19 protein-coding genes are annotated in these 19,308 nt (G+C 29.8%); all 19 read left to right on the top strand.

The window, feature by feature from the left end; translation table 11 throughout:
• Position 1: 1 nt before the first annotated feature.
• Positions 2–667, top strand: a complete 666-nt coding sequence (locus ACFWUA_RS10760; RefSeq protein ID WP_416198020.1) for a flagellar brake protein — start codon at positions 2–4, stop codon at positions 665–667.
• Positions 668–1,723: a protein-glutamate methylesterase/protein-glutamine glutaminase gene (locus ACFWUA_RS10755; RefSeq protein ID WP_416198019.1), complete on the top strand. Its 1,056-nt coding sequence runs from the start codon at positions 668–670 to the stop codon at positions 1,721–1,723.
• Positions 1,724–1,726: 3 nt separating this feature from the next.
• The gene (locus tag ACFWUA_RS10750; protein WP_416198018.1) at positions 1,727–3,721 is read left to right on the top strand and encodes a chemotaxis protein CheW; all 1,995 of its coding nucleotides are present in this window, start codon (positions 1,727–1,729) and stop codon (positions 3,719–3,721) included.
• A 14-nt stretch (positions 3,722–3,735) separates the two neighbouring features.
• Positions 3,736–4,170 (top strand): chemotaxis protein CheW, encoded by a 435-nt coding sequence (locus tag ACFWUA_RS10745; RefSeq protein ID WP_416198017.1) that lies wholly within the window; start codon positions 3,736–3,738, stop codon positions 4,168–4,170.
• A 13-nt stretch (positions 4,171–4,183) separates the two neighbouring features.
• Positions 4,184–4,798, top strand: a complete 615-nt coding sequence (locus tag ACFWUA_RS10740; protein WP_416198016.1) for a chemotaxis protein CheC — start codon at positions 4,184–4,186, stop codon at positions 4,796–4,798.
• A 1-nt stretch (position 4,799) separates the two neighbouring features.
• Positions 4,800–5,282 (top strand): chemotaxis protein CheD, encoded by a 483-nt coding sequence (locus ACFWUA_RS10735; RefSeq protein WP_416198015.1) that lies wholly within the window; start codon positions 4,800–4,802, stop codon positions 5,280–5,282.
• A gap of 25 nt (positions 5,283–5,307) precedes the next feature.
• A complete protein-coding gene (locus ACFWUA_RS10730; protein ID WP_416198014.1) occupies positions 5,308–6,054 on the top strand; it encodes a FliA/WhiG family RNA polymerase sigma factor in 747 nt (248 codons plus the stop codon).
• Positions 6,055–6,070: 16 nt separating this feature from the next.
• Positions 6,071–7,453, top strand: coding sequence for a DUF342 domain-containing protein (locus ACFWUA_RS10725; protein WP_416198013.1), 1,383 nt, complete (start codon positions 6,071–6,073; stop codon positions 7,451–7,453).
• Positions 7,454–7,465: 12 nt separating this feature from the next.
• Positions 7,466–7,783 carry a hypothetical protein gene (locus ACFWUA_RS10720; protein WP_416198012.1) on the top strand — a complete coding sequence of 106 codons (318 nt, stop codon included), beginning with the start codon at positions 7,466–7,468 and terminating at the stop codon, positions 7,781–7,783.
• 14 nt (positions 7,784–7,797) lie between these two features.
• Positions 7,798–8,241, top strand: a complete 444-nt coding sequence (locus tag ACFWUA_RS10715) for a DUF6115 domain-containing protein (protein WP_416198011.1) — start codon at positions 7,798–7,800, stop codon at positions 8,239–8,241.
• Between the two features lie 136 nt (positions 8,242–8,377).
• Positions 8,378–9,085 (top strand): 30S ribosomal protein S2, encoded by a 708-nt coding sequence (gene rpsB, locus ACFWUA_RS10710; RefSeq protein ID WP_416198010.1) that lies wholly within the window; start codon positions 8,378–8,380, stop codon positions 9,083–9,085.
• Positions 9,086–9,166: 81 nt separating this feature from the next.
• Positions 9,167–9,814: a translation elongation factor Ts gene (gene tsf, locus ACFWUA_RS10705; protein ID WP_416198009.1), complete on the top strand. Its 648-nt coding sequence runs from the start codon at positions 9,167–9,169 to the stop codon at positions 9,812–9,814.
• A gap of 100 nt (positions 9,815–9,914) precedes the next feature.
• Complete coding sequence (gene pyrH / locus ACFWUA_RS10700; RefSeq protein WP_416198008.1) at positions 9,915–10,631, top strand: UMP kinase; 717 nt, start codon at positions 9,915–9,917, stop codon at positions 10,629–10,631.
• Between the two features lie 3 nt (positions 10,632–10,634).
• Positions 10,635–11,192 carry a ribosome recycling factor gene (gene frr / locus ACFWUA_RS10695; protein ID WP_416198007.1) on the top strand — a complete coding sequence of 186 codons (558 nt, stop codon included), beginning with the start codon at positions 10,635–10,637 and terminating at the stop codon, positions 11,190–11,192.
• Between the two features lie 91 nt (positions 11,193–11,283).
• Positions 11,284–12,033, top strand: coding sequence for an isoprenyl transferase (locus ACFWUA_RS10690; protein ID WP_416198006.1), 750 nt, complete (start codon positions 11,284–11,286; stop codon positions 12,031–12,033).
• The gene (locus tag ACFWUA_RS10685; RefSeq protein ID WP_416198005.1) at positions 12,034–12,813 is read left to right on the top strand and encodes a phosphatidate cytidylyltransferase; all 780 of its coding nucleotides are present in this window, start codon (positions 12,034–12,036) and stop codon (positions 12,811–12,813) included. It abuts the gene before it with no gap.
• A gap of 16 nt (positions 12,814–12,829) precedes the next feature.
• Entirely contained in the window at positions 12,830–13,846 is a 1,017-nt protein-coding gene (gene rseP / locus ACFWUA_RS10680) for an RIP metalloprotease RseP (protein ID WP_416198004.1), read from the top strand.
• 7 nt (positions 13,847–13,853) lie between these two features.
• Positions 13,854–14,909 carry a flavodoxin-dependent (E)-4-hydroxy-3-methylbut-2-enyl-diphosphate synthase gene (gene ispG / locus ACFWUA_RS10675; protein WP_416198003.1) on the top strand — a complete coding sequence of 352 codons (1,056 nt, stop codon included), beginning with the start codon at positions 13,854–13,856 and terminating at the stop codon, positions 14,907–14,909.
• Between the two features lie 58 nt (positions 14,910–14,967).
• Positions 14,968–19,251 carry a PolC-type DNA polymerase III gene (locus ACFWUA_RS10670; protein WP_416198002.1) on the top strand — a complete coding sequence of 1,428 codons (4,284 nt, stop codon included), beginning with the start codon at positions 14,968–14,970 and terminating at the stop codon, positions 19,249–19,251.
• Positions 19,252–19,308: the final 57 nt, after the last annotated feature.

Here is a 19,308-nt window from a genome sequence, read left to right as displayed (position 1 = left end):
TATGAGTTTAGATAAAGATGCTTTACATATTGGAGAGAAAATTGAAATAGTAAAACAAAGCAAAAAAAAAGCTCAAGTCTATCCCAGCCAGATATTAGACATTATTAGTGATGATATATATATAATTAGTGGACCAATATATAAAAATGTTATTGTTCCTTTACACATAGGAGATACAGTGAAAATTGTTTATATAAGAGAAAATAAAGGAAGATATATATTTGAAGCTGAAGTATTAGATAGAGAAGATAAAATTGTATATAAATTAAAAATTATGAAGACTAGTGAAGTTTATAGATTGCAGCAAAGAGAGTATTACAGATTTAATATTAATATGCCTGTTATAAAATATCATACTTTGAAAGTAGGTTCTGAAACAAAAGTTATTGAAGAAAAATGTATTTCAAAAGATTTAAGTGGAAATGGCATAAAGATCATGTGCAATTTTAATCATTCTATAGGTGATAAAATTAGATGTTCATTTAAAATAAACGATATAAATATTTCGGCTCTTGGCGAAATTGTAAGAGTAAAAAGCATTGAAAATTTAGACTATATGTATGAAGTAGGGATTAATTTTATTGGTATAAAAAACGAAGACAGAGAGGATATTGTCAAGTTTATTTTTAGGGAAGAAAGAAAACTTATAGAAAAGGGAATGATTTAAATGATTAAAGTGTTGATTGCAGATGACTCTGCATTTATGAGAAAAGTTATAAAAGATATTTTAGAAAATGACAAAGAAATAGAAGTTGTTGGATTAGCACGCAATGGAAAGGAAGTTTTAGAAAAAATACCAATTTTAAATCCAGATGTTATAACACTGGATATTGAAATGCCTATTATGGATGGAATTGAAGCCTTAAAAGAAATTGTAAATAATCATAAAATTCCAGTGATAATGGTAAGTAGTTTAACTACTGAAGGAGCAGATTTAACACTAAAAGCTTTAGAAATAGGTGCTGTGGATTTTGTGACAAAACCTAAAAATGTTTTTAATATAAGTAGTGAAATTGAACGGGATTTGTTTATTGAAAAAATTAAAATTGCTTCTAAATCAAACTTTAAGATTGATGAAAGAATAAATAAAGAAAGAATCATAGAAAAAAAAGAAGAAAAGGTTTCAAAATTGAGATATAAAAATGAATCTTTTGGTTATATTGTTGCAATTGGGACATCTACTGGAGGACCTAGAGCATTACAACAGATAATACCTAAGATGCCAGAAAATATAAATGCTGCAATTGTTATAGTTCAGCATATGCCACCAGGTTTTACTAGATCTTTAGCAAATAGATTAGATACTCTTTCTCATATCAAAGTGAAAGAAGGTGAAGATGGAGAAAAATTAAGAAAAGGCTGCTGTTATGTAGCACCTGGAGACTTTCATATGAGTATAGTGCAGAAAGACAAAGAATTTTTTATAAATTTAGATAAAAATCCACCAATATCTGGATTAAGACCTGCAGTAGATGTTTTGATGGAATCTGTATCTAAACTTAACAATATAGATAAATTAGGTGTCATTTTAACTGGTATGGGTTCGGATGGTGCTAAGGGCATTGTAGAAATGAAGAAAGCAAATAGTTACATTATAGCTCAGGATGAAAAGAGCTGTGTAGTCTTTGGAATGCCTAAGTCTGCTATAAATACAAGAAGTGTGGACTTGGTTTTGCCTTTAGAAAAAATTGGAGATGAAATTATCAATAGAGTGGGGGTGTGATTTATGGATCTAGATATTAATCAATATTTAGATGTATTTGTGGAAGAATCTAGAGAGCATTTGCAAAACATGAATGATATTTTGCTTAATTTAGAAAAAGATACAAACAACAAAGAATTGTTAAATGAGCTTTTTAGAATAGCTCATACCATAAAAGGAATGGCTGGGACTATGGGTTTTACCAATATGGCTAATTTAACTCATGATATGGAAGATGTATTGCAAGCTATAAGAAATGATGAAATACAAGCGACAACTAAAGTAATAGATATACTCTTTGAATGTTTTGATGCTCTTGATTTTTCGGTAAATTATGTTAGTGAAAATGGCAAAGAAAATGATGATGAACATTTAGGAATTATTGAGAAATTGAAAAGTATATTTAATTCAAGTGGTGGAGAAAGTGAGAAACCAGAGAAAATAGCTTCTAGTGCTACGGAAGTGTTTGATGAATATATTGTAAATGCTATCAATAAGGCAAAGGAAAATGGTTTAAATGTCTATAAGATAAATATAAGATTAAGTGAAAATTGTATGCTTAAATCTGCAAGAGCATTTATTATTTTCAATACTATTGAAAGCTTTGCAGAAATAATACAATCAAAGCCTTCAGTAGAAGATATAGAAGATGAAAAGTTCAATTTTGAATTTTCATTAATGATTGTTACCTTAAAATTAAAAGAAGAAATAGAAAAAGAAATTTACAATATTTCTGAAATAGAAAAAGTTGAAGTAATTTCTATAGATAAGATTGAAAATGTAAATGAAAATAAAGAGGTAAAAGAATCAAAAGTTGAAGAAAAAGATAAGCTTGAAAAAGTTAAAGATGATACTTCTACAGTATCTAGAACAAATAAAGTTGGGAAAACAGTTAGAGTTGATATTGACAGGTTAGATAATTTAATGAATTTAGTTAGTGAGTTAATTATAATTAAAACAAGAATGGAAGATATGAGTGAAGCATCTAGCAAAGAAGACATGAATGAAGCCATTGAATATCTAGAAAGAATTACTACAAGTCTTCATGATGCTGTTATGAAGGTAAGAATGGTACCTATAGAAAGAGTTTTTAATAGATTTCCTAGAATGGTTAGAGATTTGTCAAAAGAGTTAGATAAAGAGATAAATCTAGAGATGTCAGGTGAAGAAACAGAGGTTGATAGAACTGTTATTGATGAAATAGGAGATCCTTTAATACATTTAATAAGAAATTCTATCGATCATGGAATCGAACACCCAGATGAAAGAATTAAACTTGGAAAAGACAAATTTGGAACAGTTAAATTGAAAGCTTATCCTGATGGGAACAATGTAGTTATAGAAGTTCAAGACGATGGACAAGGTATAGATTACCAAAAAGTTAAGAAAAAAGCCATAGAAAAAGAAGTTATAACTGAAAAAGAAGCAGAAAATTTTACTAAGGAAGAATGTATAGATTTATTATTTAGACCAGGATTTAGTACATCAGATAAAATATCAGATGTATCTGGTAGGGGTGTAGGACTAGATGTAGTAAAGAGTAAAATAGAATCTATAAATGGTTCTATAGAAGTTGAAACTTACGAAGGACAAGGATCTAAGTTTATTATTAGAATACCTTTGACATTAGCTATAATACAAGCTTTATTGGTTGAACTTGGTGATGAAATATATGCTATACCATTGAGTTCCATATCAGAAATTACAAGCGTACAAAAGGATAACATAAGAGATATTCAAGGTCAAGAGATTATTCTATATAGAGATAAGACTTTGCCAATAGTCAGACTAAATCGCATAATGGGTGTGGAAGAAGATGATATACAAGAATTGACAGTGGTAGTTGTAAGAAAAGGAGATAAGCAGGCAGGACTTATAGTTCGTGGACTTATAGGTCAGCAAGAAATTGTAATTAAACCCTTAGGTAAATATTTGTCTAATATTAAGTACTTGGCAGGAGCTACTATACTTGGAAATGGGAAAATATCTCTAATATTAGATGTGAATTCACTATTCTAGAGAGGGGGAGAAAAATGGCTACTGAAATTGAAAACAAATATGTTATCTTTAAATTAGATAATGAGTATTATGGATTAAATATTGATAATGTTCAGTCTATAGAAAAATTTCAAAATTACACTAGAGTTCCTAATGCGCCAGATTATATTAAAGGCGTTGTAAACTTAAGGGGAGAAGTCGTTCCTATAATGGATTTAAGAATAAAACTTGGTTTAAAGCCAAAAAATATTGATCACAATACTAGAATAGTCATTGTATCATATGAAGAAATTGTTGTAGGACTTATTGTTGACACATCATCTGAAGTTCTTGAAATTAATAAGGACAATATAGACAAGCCACCTGCAACAGGTAATAATGAATTTAAAGAATATATAAATGGTATTGGGAAAGACAAAGAAAGATTGGTCATTTTATTAGATTTAGAACGATTGCTAGATTTAGAATAGATGAGGTGTTATCATGACATTAGATATAGATAATTTAAACAATGTTATGCTTGATGTTTTAAAGGAATTAGGAAATATTGGCTCGGGGAATGCTGCAACAGCACTTGCCACAATGATTTCTAAAAGAGTGGACATGAATGTGCCAAAAGTAAAAATATTAGAATTTAAAGATGTACCAGCTGTACTCGGAGGAGAAGAGATACCAGTTGTAGGAATTTATTTTGAGATGACAGGAGAAATAGTGGGGAATATTATGTTTGTTTTGAGTTTAGATAGTGCCAAAAATTTAACAAATATATTATTTAATAGAGAAGACAACTCAAATGAATTGGACGAAATGGATATGTCTGCATTATCTGAAGTTGGAAATATATTGGCTTCTTCATATATAAATTCTCTAAGTGCTCTAACTGGGATGAGATTAACGGTTTCTATTCCTTCACTGGCCATAGATATGGCTGGTGCCATACTAAGTGTACCAGCTATACAATTTGGCTATATAGCTGATAATATTATACTAATAGAAACTGAATTTGAGGAGGGAAATAAGACAGTATCAGGAAATTTATTCATGATACCTGAAATTAATTCTTTTGAAAAATTACTAAAAAGTTTAGGAGTATGTTAAGATGAATGTTATAAAGATTGGCATGGCTGATTTAAATGTTACAAAAGCTCCCAGTATATTAACGACTTTGGGATTAGGATCCTGCGTGGGAATAGCATTGTTTGATAAGAAAAATAAAATTGCAGGATTAGTACATATAATGCTACCATCTAGTGAAGAGATAAAAAATAATAGCAATAAAGCAAAATTTGCTGATACTGGGATAGAATTGTTGTTGGAAAAAATGATTGCTCTTGGTGCTGATAAAAAGAATGTAAAGGCTAAAATAGCTGGTGGTTCCCAGATGTTTTCTTTTAATTCCAATAATGATGTATTAAAAATTGGAGAAAGGAATGTTATTGCTACCAAGAAAAAATTAAAAGAATTAAGTATACCAATTGTCAGTGAGGATACAGGCGGAAATTATGGACGAACTATAGAGCTGAATTCTGAAGATGGTTCTCTATTGGTTAAAACCATTGGGCATGGAACTCAAATTATCTAGTTTCTTTGCATGGGGGGTTTAAATTATGACTACTGAGGAGCTATGGAAAAAGTATAAGGAAACTAGCAATTTAGAACTTAAAGAAGAATTAATTGTTAGATATATTTCGTTGGTGAAGATTGTAGCTGGCAGGATGTATAATTTTTATGGAAGCAAAGTTGAATTTGATGATTTAGTAGGATATGGAGTATTGGGATTAATTGATAGCATAGAAAAATTTGATTTAGATAAAAATATTAAGTTTGAAACCTATGCCCAAATAAGAATAAGAGGTTCTATTATAGATAATATTAGAAAACTTGATTGGATTCCTAGATCCCTCAGAAAAAAATCAAAAGAAGTACAGAAAGCTATGTTAGAACTGGAAAATAATTTGGGACATGCACCTTCAAATGAAGAATTGGCTAGGCATATGAAGATAAGTATTGATGAGGTAGAAAGTTTATTATCTGATATTTCAACTTTTAACATGATATCATTAGAAGAGTTTTTGACAGACAAAAGTGAAGCAGTATTGGAATCTAAAAATGTTCTAGATTCTCCAGAGTTTATTTATGAAAAAAATGAAATACAAGAAAATCTAGTTGAAGCAATTGAAGAGCTTCCAGAAAAGGAGAAGCTAATAATTTCCTTATATTATTATGATGAGTTGACATACAAGGAGATAGGAAATATTTTAAATTTATCTGAATCTAGAATTTCACAAATACATAGCAAGTCTATTTTGAAGATAAAAAATTATCTTATAAAGAAAGGTATAAATCCAGACTAAATTGGGGGGGATGTATGTGAACTTAAATTCCAAAAAAAACATATCATTAGATTTGAGAAAAGATGGTTTAGAAGCTTATTTAACACTCATAGTTGATGAAAATTCTATTGATGAAAAAATTTCATATGAAGAAGTAATGGAAGAAATAAATAAAATTATAAAAATAGGACTTAATCAAGATATAGTAAAAAAAATGGTATATAATAAAATTTATAATGAGAGTGTATGTATAGCAAAAGGCTTCCCACCAGAAAATGGGAAAGATGGATACATCAGATATTATTTTGAAGATAATAAAAAAATAGCTCCTAAGGTAAATAAAGATGGTTCTGTTGATTATAGAGAATTAAATTTAGTAAACAATGTAAAGGCGGGGGATGTATTAGCTGAAATCATATTACCTAAAGAAGGTAAAGATGGAACTAAGGTTACTGGTGAGAGTATACCATATAAACCAGGCAAGATGCCTTTTTTTAAATATGGGAAAAATATAAAAGTATCAGATGATGAGTTGTTTTTAATAGCCACAAAAGGAGGACAAGTAAAATTTGTTGGTGATAAAATTATAGTTTCAGACGTCTTGGAATTGACATCCGTTGATAATTCTACAGGAAATATTTATTTTAATGGAACTATAAAAGTAAAGGGCAATATTCTTAATGGTTTTCAGGTTAAGGCTAAAGAAGATATTGAGGTTTCAGGGGTAGTAGAAGGTGCTATCTTGGAAAGCAATGGAGATATTTTAATTAGACAAGGAATACAAGGATGCAATAATGGCAAAGTTGTTTCTGGTGGAAATTTAACTTCTAAATTCATTGAAAATTCTTTTATTTTTTGTAATAAAAACCTAATAGCTGAAGCAATAATGCATAGTGAAGTAACATGCAGAGGGGATGTAAAGGTTATTGGAAAGAAAGGGCTTATTGTCGGGGGAATTTGTAGAGCTAGAAGAGAGATATATGCAAAAACTATAGGTTCTAGAATGGCAACATCAACTATATTGGAAGTTGGGCCTGATCCAGAGTTAAAAATAAGGTTTCAAAAATTAGAAGAAAGCATTAATTTAAGCAAAGATAATTTAAATAAAATCGATCAATCACTGATTATTTTAGAAAATATGATTAAAGAAAATAGGATAGATGAAGAAAAGAAAATATTATACGAAAAACTAATACATACTAAAAAAGAAATAGAAGAAAATTTAGGTGGTTTAAATAGAGAATATATTGTTATAAAATCTCAATTGAGCAATATTTCTTCAGGTAAAATAAAAGTTGAAGGAACTATATATCCAGGGGTAAAAATAGTAATAGGAAATAGTATTATGTTTATAAGAGATGAGATGAGACACTGTACATTTTATAGTGATGAGGGCAAAGTGAAAGTTGGACCTTTTTAAGGGGTGATTTAAATGTCAATTAAGCCTGTTGATTTTAATGCATTAGTACCAAAGGCACAAGAATTGGCAAAAATAAGGCAGGTAGAAAATGATAAAACAAATATTCAAGCACATCAAAATTTTGTACAACAGGAAAATAAAATTGAGAGAGATTTAAATCGAGTAAAAAATACAGACAAAAGTGAAGAAACCAAAGTTAATGTAAAGCATGAAAAACAAGGCAAAAATCAAAATTTTAAAAAATCAAAAAACAAAAAAGACAGTAGTCAAAAACAAGATGAAAAAGATGACAATAACAAGATTGGCAAAAATATTGATATTAGAATTTAATGGAGAGTTAGAAAATGATATATAAAATCTTATTGATAATAGGAATTTTTTTAGTTATCATATCACTTATATACATAAAAAAAGCAAATAAAGAAGAAGAAGAGCGACATAATGAAATAGTTAGAATATATTCTGAAATAAATGAATATAGACTATATTTTACGGAGCTTATAGATAATATTGAATCTTTAGTTGACTCAACTATTGACAAGATAAATACTAATAGTGAGAAAATAAAAAATATTGATATAGATAAGCATAAAATAGAAGAAAAAAATAAAACTAATCTATTTAATGTATATGATAAATCTAATGATAAAGAAGATTTAACTGAAAAAGTTTTAACTTTAAATGAAATTGGCTTAGATAATAGAGAGATAGCAAAAAAATTAGGAAGAGGAGTAAGAGAGATTGACATAATTTTAAATATGAATGAAAATAATAAATCTAGTAAGTAATTTATTATTGATTAAATTAAAAGTCTATGTTATACTACTAAAGTGATTACACACATTCTTATGATTTTTAGGATTGTGCCAAATGGTTTCCTAAAAAGATGATTAGAATGGAGGAATAAAACAGGAGGTGAATTAAATGTCAGTTATTACAATGAAAAGTTTATTAGAAGCTGGTGTTCATTTTGGACATCAAACTAGAAGATGGAATCCTAAAATGGCTGAATATATATTCACAGAAAGAAATGGAATATATATTATCGATTTACAAAAAACTGTAGATAAGGTTGAAGAAGCTTATGAGTTTGTTAAAGAAGTTTCTGCAGATGGTGGTGAAATATTATTTGTAGGTACTAAAAAACAAGCACAAGAAGCCATTGAATCCGAAGCTAAAAGATGTGGAATGCATTACGTAAATCAAAGATGGCTAGGTGGGATGTTGACTAACTACAAGACAATCAGAAAAAGAATTGATAGGCTTCATGAATTAAACCAAATGGAGGAAGATGGTATATTTGATGTATTGCCTAAAAAAGAAGTAATTCAATTGAGACATGAAGCGGAAAGACTTGAGAAGTTTCTTGGTGGAATAAAGGGAATGGATAGAATTCCAGATGTTTTGTTTGTTGTAGATCCAAGAAAAGAAAGGATTGCCGTAAGAGAAGCAAAAATTTTGGGTATACCAGTAGTAGCTATTGTAGATACTAACTGTGATCCTGATGAAGTTGATTACGTAATACCTGGAAACGATGATGCTATAAGAGCTGTAAAACTACTTACTGAAACCATTGCAAATGCAGTCATAGAGGGAAGACAAGGCGAACAAATGGAAATAGTAGAAGAGTAAATTTGGAAAGGTAAGGGTTATATAAGGGATTAGTCCCTTACTGCTCTTACCTTTTTATTTAATATAATTAGGAGGGATAATATGGCTATACCTGCTTCATTAGTTAAAGAGTTAAGAGAGAGAACAGGCGCTGGAATGATGGATTGCAAGAGGACATTAGAAGAAACTAATGGCGATATTGAAAAAGCTATAGATTTGTTAAGAGAAAAAGGATTGTCAAAAGCAGCTAAAAAATCAGGAAGAATTGCTGCAGAAGGTCTTGTTGATGCATACATACACAATGGTAGAATCGGTGTTTTAATTGAAGTAAATACAGAAACAGACTTTGTTGCTAAAAATGAAGATTTTAAACAATTCGTAAGAGATATGGCTATGCAAGTAGCTGCTTCAAATCCTAAATATGTTTCAAAAGAGGATGTTCCAGCTGATGAAATTGAAAGAGAAAGAGAAGTTTTAACTCAACAAGTAATAAATGAAGGTAAACCTGAACATGTTGCAAATAAAATCGTAGAAGGAAGACTTGAAAAGTTCTATGAAGAAATATGTTTATTAGAGCAACCTTTTATTAAAGAGCCTAGTATTAAAGTTCAAGATTTATTGAATGAAAAGATTTCAAAAATTGGAGAAAATATAAAAATAAGAAGATTTGTCAGATACGAAGTAGGCGAAGGATTAGAAAAAAGAGAAGAAGATTTTGCAGAAGAAGTTGCAAAACAAATGAAGATGTAATTTAAATGGAGAACACAAGTTGTTCTCCATTTAAATAAATTGAAGAATTAAGAGGAAAATTTATTTATATGTAGAAATATATAATGTAGGGAGTGTTAATATGGTGGAACCCAAGTACAAAAGAGTAGTGTTAAAACTTAGTGGAGAAGCATTGTCAGGTGAAAAAGGATTTGGACTAGATGAAAATACAATCGTAAATATTTCTGAAGAGATAAAAAAACTTCAAGAGATAGGTGTGGAAGTGTCAATAGTTGTAGGAGGCGGCAATTTTTGGAGAGGAAGAAGTGCAAAAGAGATGGATAGGACAACATCTGATTATATGGGGATGCTAGGTACAGTTATAAACGCTCTTGCACTTCAAGATGCACTAGAAAAGATAAATGTAATTACTAGAGTACAAAGTGCTATTGAAATGAGGCAAATCGCAGAACCTTATATTAGAAGAAAGGCAATAAGACATTTAGAAAAAGGAAGAGTAGTGATATTTGCAGCTGGATCGGGTAATCCATATTTTTCCACAGACACTGCTGCAGCACTAAGAGCAGCTGAAATAGAAGCTGATGTAATACTTCTAGCCAAAAAAGGTGTTGATGGCGTTTATGATTCAGATCCTCATAAAAATTGCAATGCTAAAAAGTTTGAACAATTAAGATATATAGATGTACTAAATATGGGATTAGGAGTCATGGATTCTACTGCCACATCTCTTTGCATGGATAATAGAATACCTTTAATCGTATTTGGTATTGACAAACCTGACAATATTGTGAAGGTTGTTTTAGGCGAAAAAATAGGTACCGAAGTAAAGGAGGAGTGATGTATGTATTTAGATGTTCATAAAGAAGCTGAAGAAAAGATGAAAAAAACCATAAGTGTATATAAGGATGAGCTTATGGGTATAAGAGCTGGAAGAGCTAATCCAGCACTATTAGACAAAATAAGCATTGATTACTATGGTGTTTTAACACCTTTAAATCAGGTTGCAAGTGTTTCAGCACCAGAACCAAGACTATTAGTCATTCAACCTTGGGATGCTAATACCATACCTCAAATAGAAAAAGCAATATTGAAATCCGACTTGGGATTAAACCCATCCAATGATGGAAAAGTGATCAGACTTCCTATTCCTCAATTGACCGAAGATAGAAGAAAAGAACTTGTAAAGATTGTCAAAAAAAGTGCGGAAAATGCTAAAATAGCTATTAGAAATAGCAGAAGGGAAGCAAATGACAAATTAAAGAAAATGGAAAAAAACAAAGAAATTAGTGAAGATGATAGAAAAATAGCAGAAGACGAGATTCAAGAAATGACAGACAAATATATTTTGGAAGTAGATGAATTGACTGAAAAGAAGGAAGCTGAATTGATGGAAGTTTAGAAATTACTTAATAATTACTTTTTTATTAAAACCCCTTCTTCTTTAAATGAGAAGGGGTTTTAATAAGTTTAAATAATTGGAGGAAATTGATATGCAAGATAGAAAAACAGTTATAGAAGAATTAAAAGCACAAATAGATAGAGATAAATTGCCTTCTCATGTAGCAATCATAATGGATGGAAATGGCAGGTGGGCACAGAAAAGGCATTTACCTAGAACAGCTGGTCATAAAGAAGGAATGGAAAGAGTTAAGGAAATTGTAGAAGTTGCTTCAAATTTGGGCATAAAATATTTATCTCTGTATGCTTTTTCTACAGAAAATTGGAAAAGGCCAGAAGAAGAGGTAAATGGTCTTATGAAATTGTTAGTTCAATATTTGAGAATGGAATTAAACAATTTGAATAAAAATAATGTTAAGGTAAAGACATTAGGCAATATAAGTGGTTTACCAAAATTGCCAAGGGAAGAAGTTATAAGAGCAGTTGAATTAACAAAAAATAACAACAAAATGGTTTTAAACATTGCATTAAATTATGGTGGAAGAGATGAAATTATTGCAGGAGTAAAGAATATTTTAAAAGATGTGAAAATGGGTAAAATGGAGATAGACAAATTAAATGAAGAAATTTTTCAAGATTATCTTTATACAAAGGATCAGCCAGATCCTGATTTGTTGATAAGACCTAGCGGTGAATTGAGAATAAGCAATTTTATGTTATATCAAATTGCTTATACAGAATTTTGGTTTTCTAATATATATTGGCCAGAGTTTAAGGAAGAAAATTTTTACCAAGCAATTATAGACTATCAGAAAAGAGATAGAAGATATGGGGGAATTTAAGTGAAAGAACTAATTATTAGAAGTATAAGTGGACTAGTTGGGGTATTATTACTTATACTAATAGCTTCTAAAGGTGGTTTGGTATTAGATATTGGAATTCTTTTTGTATCTTTAGTTGGAGTATATGAATTTTATAAGGCAGTAGAAAAGAAAGGTTATAGAACTATAAAAATTCTTGGTTATTTATTTTGTTTTGTCTTATTTTTGGATGTTATCGATATCAAGTGGGCTGATTTAAATTTTGCTTTTTTTGTGAGCATAATAGCTTCTTTATTAATACTAGTTTTTGATAAGAAAATAGATATAAAAGACTTAGCATTGACTTTGATGGGAATTCTTTATGTTCCATTTCTTATGTTTCACATAACATATTTAGATAGTACTAATTATATTTGGCTAATATTTATTACTGCTTGGGGAACAGATACTTTTGCATATATATTTGGAAATTTGTTTGGTAGTAAAAAATTATGCCCTAAACTTAGTCCCAATAAGACTATAGAAGGTTCTTTAGGAGGAATATTGGGAAGTTTGATTTTATCTATAATTTTTGCTAAATATTTTGAATTAGGGACAATGTGGAAAATAATAGTATTATCAATTCTAGCTTCTATAATGGCACAGCTAGGAGATTTAACTGCTTCAAGAATAAAACGTATTACTGGTATTAAAGATTATGGCTATATTATGCCTGGTCATGGAGGTATTTTAGATAGATTTGATAGCATACTTTTTACTGCACCAATAGTATATTATTATGTAAAATATTTTATATTGTAGATGGGAGGTGTATTAATTGACAACAGCATTATCGGCTATATTTGTATTTATGCTAGTGATAGTAGTTCATGAATTTGGACATTTTATTGTTGCCAAAATGGTAGGAATTAAAGTTCATGAATTTTCAATAGGTATGGGTCCTAAACTTTTTCACAAAAAAGGCAAGGAAACAGATTATTATTTAAGAGCTTTGCCCATTGGTGGATATGTCAGAATGGAAGGCGAAGATGAAAGTTCTGATGATCCTCGCAGTTTTAATAAAAAACCTATATGGGCTAGAATTTTAGTAATAGCTGCAGGTGCAATAATGAATTTTATATTAGCTGTAATTGTATTTACAATATTTGCTTATAATACTGGTACTCCAACGACGGTCATAGACGAAGTAATCAAAGATTCACCTGCATATGAAGTTGGTATTAAGGCGGGAGACAAGATTATAATGATAAACAATGTTCAAACAAAAAATTGGAAGTCTATAGTTAAAGAAATAAGTAATAGCGATTCAAAAAAAGATATGCATATCACCGTGATTAGAAATTCGGAAAATGTAGATTTTGTGCTAAGACCAAAATATGATGAAGAAAGTAATAAGGTTATAATTGGAATAGTACCTAAATCAGAAAAGAGTTTTATTTCTTCTGTAAAAAATGGATTCGAAACTACAGGCACTGTACTGGGTTTAATGTTTAAGTTTTTGAAGATGCTCTTTAGAGGTCAGGTAAAATCTAATGATTTATCAGGTCCTATTGGTGTTATTTATACAGTAGGGGAAGCAGCAAAATATGGTTTTATAAATGTGCTGTATTTGCTTGGATTTATCAGTGTAAATTTAGGATTTTTCAATTTATTACCTATACCAGCACTAGATGGTAGTAGAATATTTTTTTTGCTAATTGAAATGTTTAGAGGAAAACCAATGAATCCCGAAAAAGAAGGTTTTATTCATTTTATTGGATTTGTATTACTTTTAGCTTTGATGGTATTTGTTACTTATTCAGATATAGTCAGATTTAAATTACTTAGAAGGTGATAAAAAAATGGATAGAAGAAAAACTATTAAGATAAAAGTTGGAAATGTGGAAATAGGTGGAGATAGTCCTATTTCTGTTCAGTCTATGACGAATACCGATACTAGAGATGTTAAAAGTACTGTTAAACAGATAAAGGAACTTGAAGAAGCACATTGTGATATCGTACGTATAGCAGTACCTGATATGGAAGCAGCTTTAGCAATAAAGGAAATAAGAAAAAATACAAATATGCCTATTATTGCTGATATTCAGTTTGATTATAGACTGGCTATAGAATCAGTAAAAAATGGTGTGGATTGTTTGAGAATAAATCCAGGCAATATTGGTTCTGAAGGAAGAGTCAAAGAAGTTGTAAAAATATGCAAAGAAAGAGATATCCCTATACGCATAGGAGTGAATTCTGGTTCTTTGAGTAAAACAGCACTAGAAAAGTATGATGGAGTAAATGAAAACTCAATGGTTTATAGTGCTTTAGAGAATATAAAAATATTAGAAGATATGAACTTTAACAATATAAAAATTTCACTAAAAGCTACAAATGTATCTTTGACTATAAAGTCATATATGAAGATGGCAGAATATGTAGATTATCCTTTTCATTTAGGTATAACTGAAGCTGGACCTTTATGGAATGGTACAATTAAGTCTTCCGTAGGAATAGGAGCACTATTAGCCATGGGATTAGGGGATACAATAAGAGTTTCTTTGACGGGGGATCCAGTTGAAGAAGTGCGAGTAGGTAGAGAAATACTTAAATCTTTGAATTTGCTAGATGATGGAATTGAAATTATTTCATGTCCAACTTGCGGGAGAACTCAAATAGAACTAATAAAATTGGTAGAAGAAGTACAGGAAAGACTTAATAAAATAAAAATTCATAGACCGTTAAAGATTGCTATTATGGGTTGTGCTGTCAATGGGCCTGGTGAAGCTAGAGAAGCTGATATTGGGATTGCTGGAGGTAAAGGCTGCGGTCTTATATTTAAAAATGGAGAAATAATAAAAAAGGTAAAAGAAGAAGAATTAATTGAAGAGTTGATTAAGGAAATTGAAAAACTCTAAAATTTATGTTGCTATTGAAATATCCCAATAAGTATAAAGGGGGTACAAATTTTAACAAATGGCGAAAGAAATGAAGTTAGTAGATCTGATTAATAAAAAAGAAATTGATTTAGATTTGGAAAATTTACAAAATTTATATATAAGAGATGTACTTTTGGATTCAAATGCAAGGAGTTTATCGTTACAATTAGTTTCAAAATCTTTAGTTAATGAAGAAGAATTAATTAAACTTCAAGAATTATTAAAAGCAGAGTTACCTAAATTTGAAGATATTGAAGTGAATATTTTTTATGATATCAATGAAAAAGATTTGAATCTTATAATGAATAAATATTGGACAAATTTAGTTTGCTTTATAGAGAAAGAGATTCCATCTAGTAGTGGATGGATAAGAAAAATAGGATGGGAAATAGAAGACAATCGTTTTATTTTAAATTGTGATAGTGAAGTTATATTTCACACTTTAAAGAAAAACAATATTGAAAGAATGATAAGTGAAAAAATAAAAAAAGAGTTTGGAATAAATGTAGTAGTTGTTATTAATTCTATAGCTCAGAATATTGATATAGAGGAGTTTTTAATAAAAAGCATAGAAGAAGAAAAAAAATTAGCTAAAAATATTTCCATAGATGAAACTAGTAGTAACATAAATAATGACAAGGAAATATTCATTAAAAAAAATAATTATGTTTATGGGAAAAATATAGAAGGTGATTTGACTAAGTTGTGTAATATAGATTCAAATACCGGTACTGTTATAGTTCAAGGAGAACTATTTGATATAGAATCAAGGGAAATAAAAGGTGGCAAAATTCTTTTTACGTTTAATGTAACGGATTATACAAATTCCATAACTGTAAAAGCATTTATAAAGAAAAAAGATAAAGAGGAGTTTGAATGTTATATCAAAGAAGGTGTTTTTGCAAAAATTGAAGGGGATGTAGTATATGATAATTATTCTAAAAGTCTTTCAATAATATTAAAGAACTTAAATACTATAGAAAAAATTGGAAGAAAAGATAATTCTATAGATAAAAGAGTAGAACTTCATTTACATACTCAAATGAGTGCTATGGATGGAATAACTAGTTTTTCACGAATGGCCAAAAGAGCTAAAGAGTGGGGACACAGTGCAATAGCTATAACGGATCATGGAGTGGTACAAAGTTTTCCTGAAGGGATGGAAGCAAGTAAGAAATATGATTTAAAAGTAATATATGGACTAGAAGGATATTTAGTAAATGATATAAGGTCTATAGTTACAAATTGTAAAGGTAAAAATTTAGATACAGAGTATGTTGTATTTGATATAGAAACTACAGGATTTTCACCTATAAATGATAAAATAACTGAAATTGGTGCTGTCAAAATAAAAAATGGAGAAATTGTAGATAGATATAATCAATTAATCAATCCAGAAGTTTCTATACCTGAAAAAATCGTAGATTTGACTGGGATAACTGATGAACTTGTTAGGGATAAACCAACAATAGACAATATATTACCTGATTTTAACAATTTTATTGGAGATTCTGTATTGGTGGCACATAATGCTTCTTTTGATGTGGGATTTATAAGACAGAACTTATCTAAATTGGGAATGGATATCGAAAATCCAATATTAGATACTTTGGAATTAACTCGTAGTCTATTTCCAGAACTAAAAAGTCACAAGTTAAATATAGTGGCAAAACATTTAAACATAAGTTTGGAAAATCATCATAGGGCCGTAGATGATGCAGAGGCTACTGCCCAAATATTTTTAAAATGTAAAAATATTTTATTGGAAAAAGGGATCAAAAAATTAGATGAAATAAATACAAAATTAGCAAATAACAAGAATGTATATAAAGAAGAAACTTATCACGTAATAATATTGGTTAAGAATTATACAGGATTGAGAAATCTTTATGAAATAGTGTCTGATGCTCATTTAAAATATTTTTATCGAAAGCCAAGAATTCCCAAATCAACTCTTCTTAAGCGCAGAGAAGGATTAATAATTGGAAGTGCTTGTGAAGCAGGTGAACTTTACAAAGCTTTATTGAAGAATAGGGATTACAATGAAATAAGAGAAATTGTCAACTTTTATGATTATTTGGAGATACAACCAATAGGTAATAATAGACATTTAATAGCAGATGGTATGGTAAAAAACGAAGAAGAATTGAGAGATATCAATAGAAAAATTCTATCTATAGGTAAAAAATATAATAAGCCTGTTGTTGCAACTGGTGATGTTCATTTTCTAGACCCAGAAGATGAAATTTATAGAAGAATACTTATGTATGGTCAAGGATTTAAAGATGCAGATAATCAACCTCCACTTTATTTCATGACTACGGATGAAATGCTAGAAGAATTCAGCTATCTAGGAGAAAAAGAGGCAAGAAAAGTAGTTATAGATAATACTAATTATATCGCTAATTTATGTGAAGAAATAATTCCTGTCCCTGATGGTACTTTTCCTCCTGTCATTGAAGGAGCGGAGGAACAATTGAGACAAATAACTAGTAATAGAGCAGTAGAAATATATGGCGATCCACTTCCGACAATTGTTAAAGAAAGGCTTGACAAAGAATTAAACTCTATTATTAAGAATGGTTATGCCGTATTATATATAATTGCTCAAAAATTAGTTTGGAAATCATTAGAAGATGGATATTTGGTAGGATCAAGAGGTTCAGTAGGTTCTTCTTTTGTTGCAACTATGAGTGGGATTACTGAAGTAAATCCATTAGTCCCTCATTATATATGTCCAAATTGTAAATATAGTGAGTTCATAGAGGATGGTTCAATAGGTTCCGGAATTGATTTACCTGATAAAAATTGTCCTGTATGTGGTACAAAATTAAGAAAAGATGGTCATGATATACCTTTTGAGGTTTTTCTTGGATTTGAAGGAGATAAAGAACCTGACATAGATTTAAACTTTGCTGGAGAATATCAACCAGTAGCACATAAATATACTGAAGAGCTCTTTGGAAAGGGATATGTATTTAGAGCAGGAACTATTGGAACTATAGCAGAAAAAACAGCTTACGGATTTATAAAAAAATATTTTGATGAAAAGAACATATTGGTGCATCCAGCAGAAATCAACAGATTAGTTAAAGGGCTTACAGGCATAAAAAGAACTTCAGGACAACATCCAGGAGGTGTAATGATAGTACCGAAGTATAAAAGTATATATGATTTTACACCTATTCAATATCCTGCAGATGATAAAAATTCTGGGGTCATAACTACTCACTTTGATTATCATTCAATTAGTGGTAGGATATTGAAACTTGACATATTAGGACATGATGTCCCATCTATCATAAGAATGCTTGAAGATATAACTGGTGTTGATCCACAGGGAATTCCATTAGATGATGCTGAAACGATGAGGTTATTTACTAGTACAGAACCATTAGGAATTACTAGTGAGGATATAAATTCAGAAGTGGGTACATTAGGCATTCCTGAATTTGGTACAAAATTTGTAAGACAAATGCTCATAGATACTAGGCCTTCAACTTTTGCAGAATTAGTAAGAATAAGTGGACTTTCTCATGGTACCGATGTTTGGTTAAATAATGCTCAGGATTTAATAAAAAATGGAATTGCAAAATTGAGCAATGTAATTTCTACAAGAGATGATATCATGCTATTTCTCATTCATGAAGATCTTGATAAAAAAAGATCATTCAAAATAATGGAGAAGGTCAGAAAGGGCAAGGGATTACCTGAAGAGGATGAAAATTATATGAGAGAAAAAGGTATCCCGGAATGGTATATAGGGTCTTGTAAAAAAATAAAATACATGTTTCCTAAAGCTCATGCTGTGGCTTATGTAATGATGTCTTATAGAATTGCTTATTTTAAAGTTCATTATCCTGAAGCTTTCTATGCAACATATTTTACAACTAAGGCAAGTGATTTTGATGCTGAACTCATACTTAAAGGTAAAGAGACTGTAAAAAATAAGATTGCAGAATTAGAGTCTGCATCTTCAGATAAAACTGCTAAAGAAAAAAATCTTTTAACAGTATTAGAAGTGGTTTTAGAAATGTATTGTAGAGGATTTAAATTTGAAAAAGTAGATTTATATAAATCAGATAGTGATAAATTTATTATTGGAGAAAATGGGATTATACCACCTTTAAAATCGTTGCAAGGTATGGGTGAAACTGCTGCTAGAAACATTGTAGAGCAAAGGGAAAAAGGAAAGTTTATTTCTGTTGAAGACCTTATGAATAGAACTAAAGTTAGTAAGCCCGTTGTTGAAGTGTTAAGAAATCATGGTTGCCTTGATGATATACCAGATACAAATCAACTTAGCCTATTTAATATTTGATTTTTTCAACAATAAATGCTATAATGATTTTGACAAGAACTGATAAGTTTTAGCACT

The organism is Sporanaerobacter sp. (genome assembly GCF_047830725.1).
Classification (GTDB): Bacteria; Bacillota; Clostridia; order Tissierellales; family Sporanaerobacteraceae; genus Sporanaerobacter.
Note: the sequence above shows the minus strand (reverse complement) of the source record. Positions and strands in the feature narration are given on the sequence as shown.

Bases quoted from the DNA above. Each gene is read 5' to 3' on its own strand.
- rpsB (WP_416198010.1), top strand. From the start codon at position 8,378: ATGTCAGTTATTACAATGAAAAGTTTATTAGAAGCTGGTGTTCATTTT.
- ACFWUA_RS10740 (WP_416198016.1), top strand. From the start codon at position 4,184: ATGACATTAGATATAGATAATTTAAACAATGTTATGCTTGATGTTTTA.
- pyrH (WP_416198008.1), top strand. From the start codon at position 9,915: ATGGTGGAACCCAAGTACAAAAGAGTAGTGTTAAAACTTAGTGGAGAA.
- ACFWUA_RS10760 (WP_416198020.1), top strand. From the start codon at position 2: ATGAGTTTAGATAAAGATGCTTTACATATTGGAGAGAAAATTGAAATA.
- ACFWUA_RS10670 (WP_416198002.1), top strand. From the start codon at position 14,968: ATGGCGAAAGAAATGAAGTTAGTAGATCTGATTAATAAAAAAGAAATT.
- ACFWUA_RS10730 (WP_416198014.1), top strand. From the start codon at position 5,308: ATGACTACTGAGGAGCTATGGAAAAAGTATAAGGAAACTAGCAATTTA.
- ACFWUA_RS10715 (WP_416198011.1), top strand. From the start codon at position 7,798: ATGATATATAAAATCTTATTGATAATAGGAATTTTTTTAGTTATCATA.
- tsf (WP_416198009.1), top strand. From the start codon at position 9,167: ATGGCTATACCTGCTTCATTAGTTAAAGAGTTAAGAGAGAGAACAGGC.
- ACFWUA_RS10750 (WP_416198018.1), top strand. From the start codon at position 1,727: ATGGATCTAGATATTAATCAATATTTAGATGTATTTGTGGAAGAATCT.
- ACFWUA_RS10720 (WP_416198012.1), top strand. From the start codon at position 7,466: ATGTCAATTAAGCCTGTTGATTTTAATGCATTAGTACCAAAGGCACAA.
- frr (WP_416198007.1), top strand. From the start codon at position 10,635: ATGTATTTAGATGTTCATAAAGAAGCTGAAGAAAAGATGAAAAAAACC.
- ACFWUA_RS10745 (WP_416198017.1), top strand. From the start codon at position 3,736: ATGGCTACTGAAATTGAAAACAAATATGTTATCTTTAAATTAGATAAT.
- ACFWUA_RS10690 (WP_416198006.1), top strand. From the start codon at position 11,284: ATGCAAGATAGAAAAACAGTTATAGAAGAATTAAAAGCACAAATAGAT.
- ACFWUA_RS10735 (WP_416198015.1), top strand. From the start codon at position 4,800: ATGAATGTTATAAAGATTGGCATGGCTGATTTAAATGTTACAAAAGCT.
- ispG (WP_416198003.1), top strand. From the start codon at position 13,854: ATGGATAGAAGAAAAACTATTAAGATAAAAGTTGGAAATGTGGAAATA.
- ACFWUA_RS10755 (WP_416198019.1), top strand. From the start codon at position 668: ATGATTAAAGTGTTGATTGCAGATGACTCTGCATTTATGAGAAAAGTT.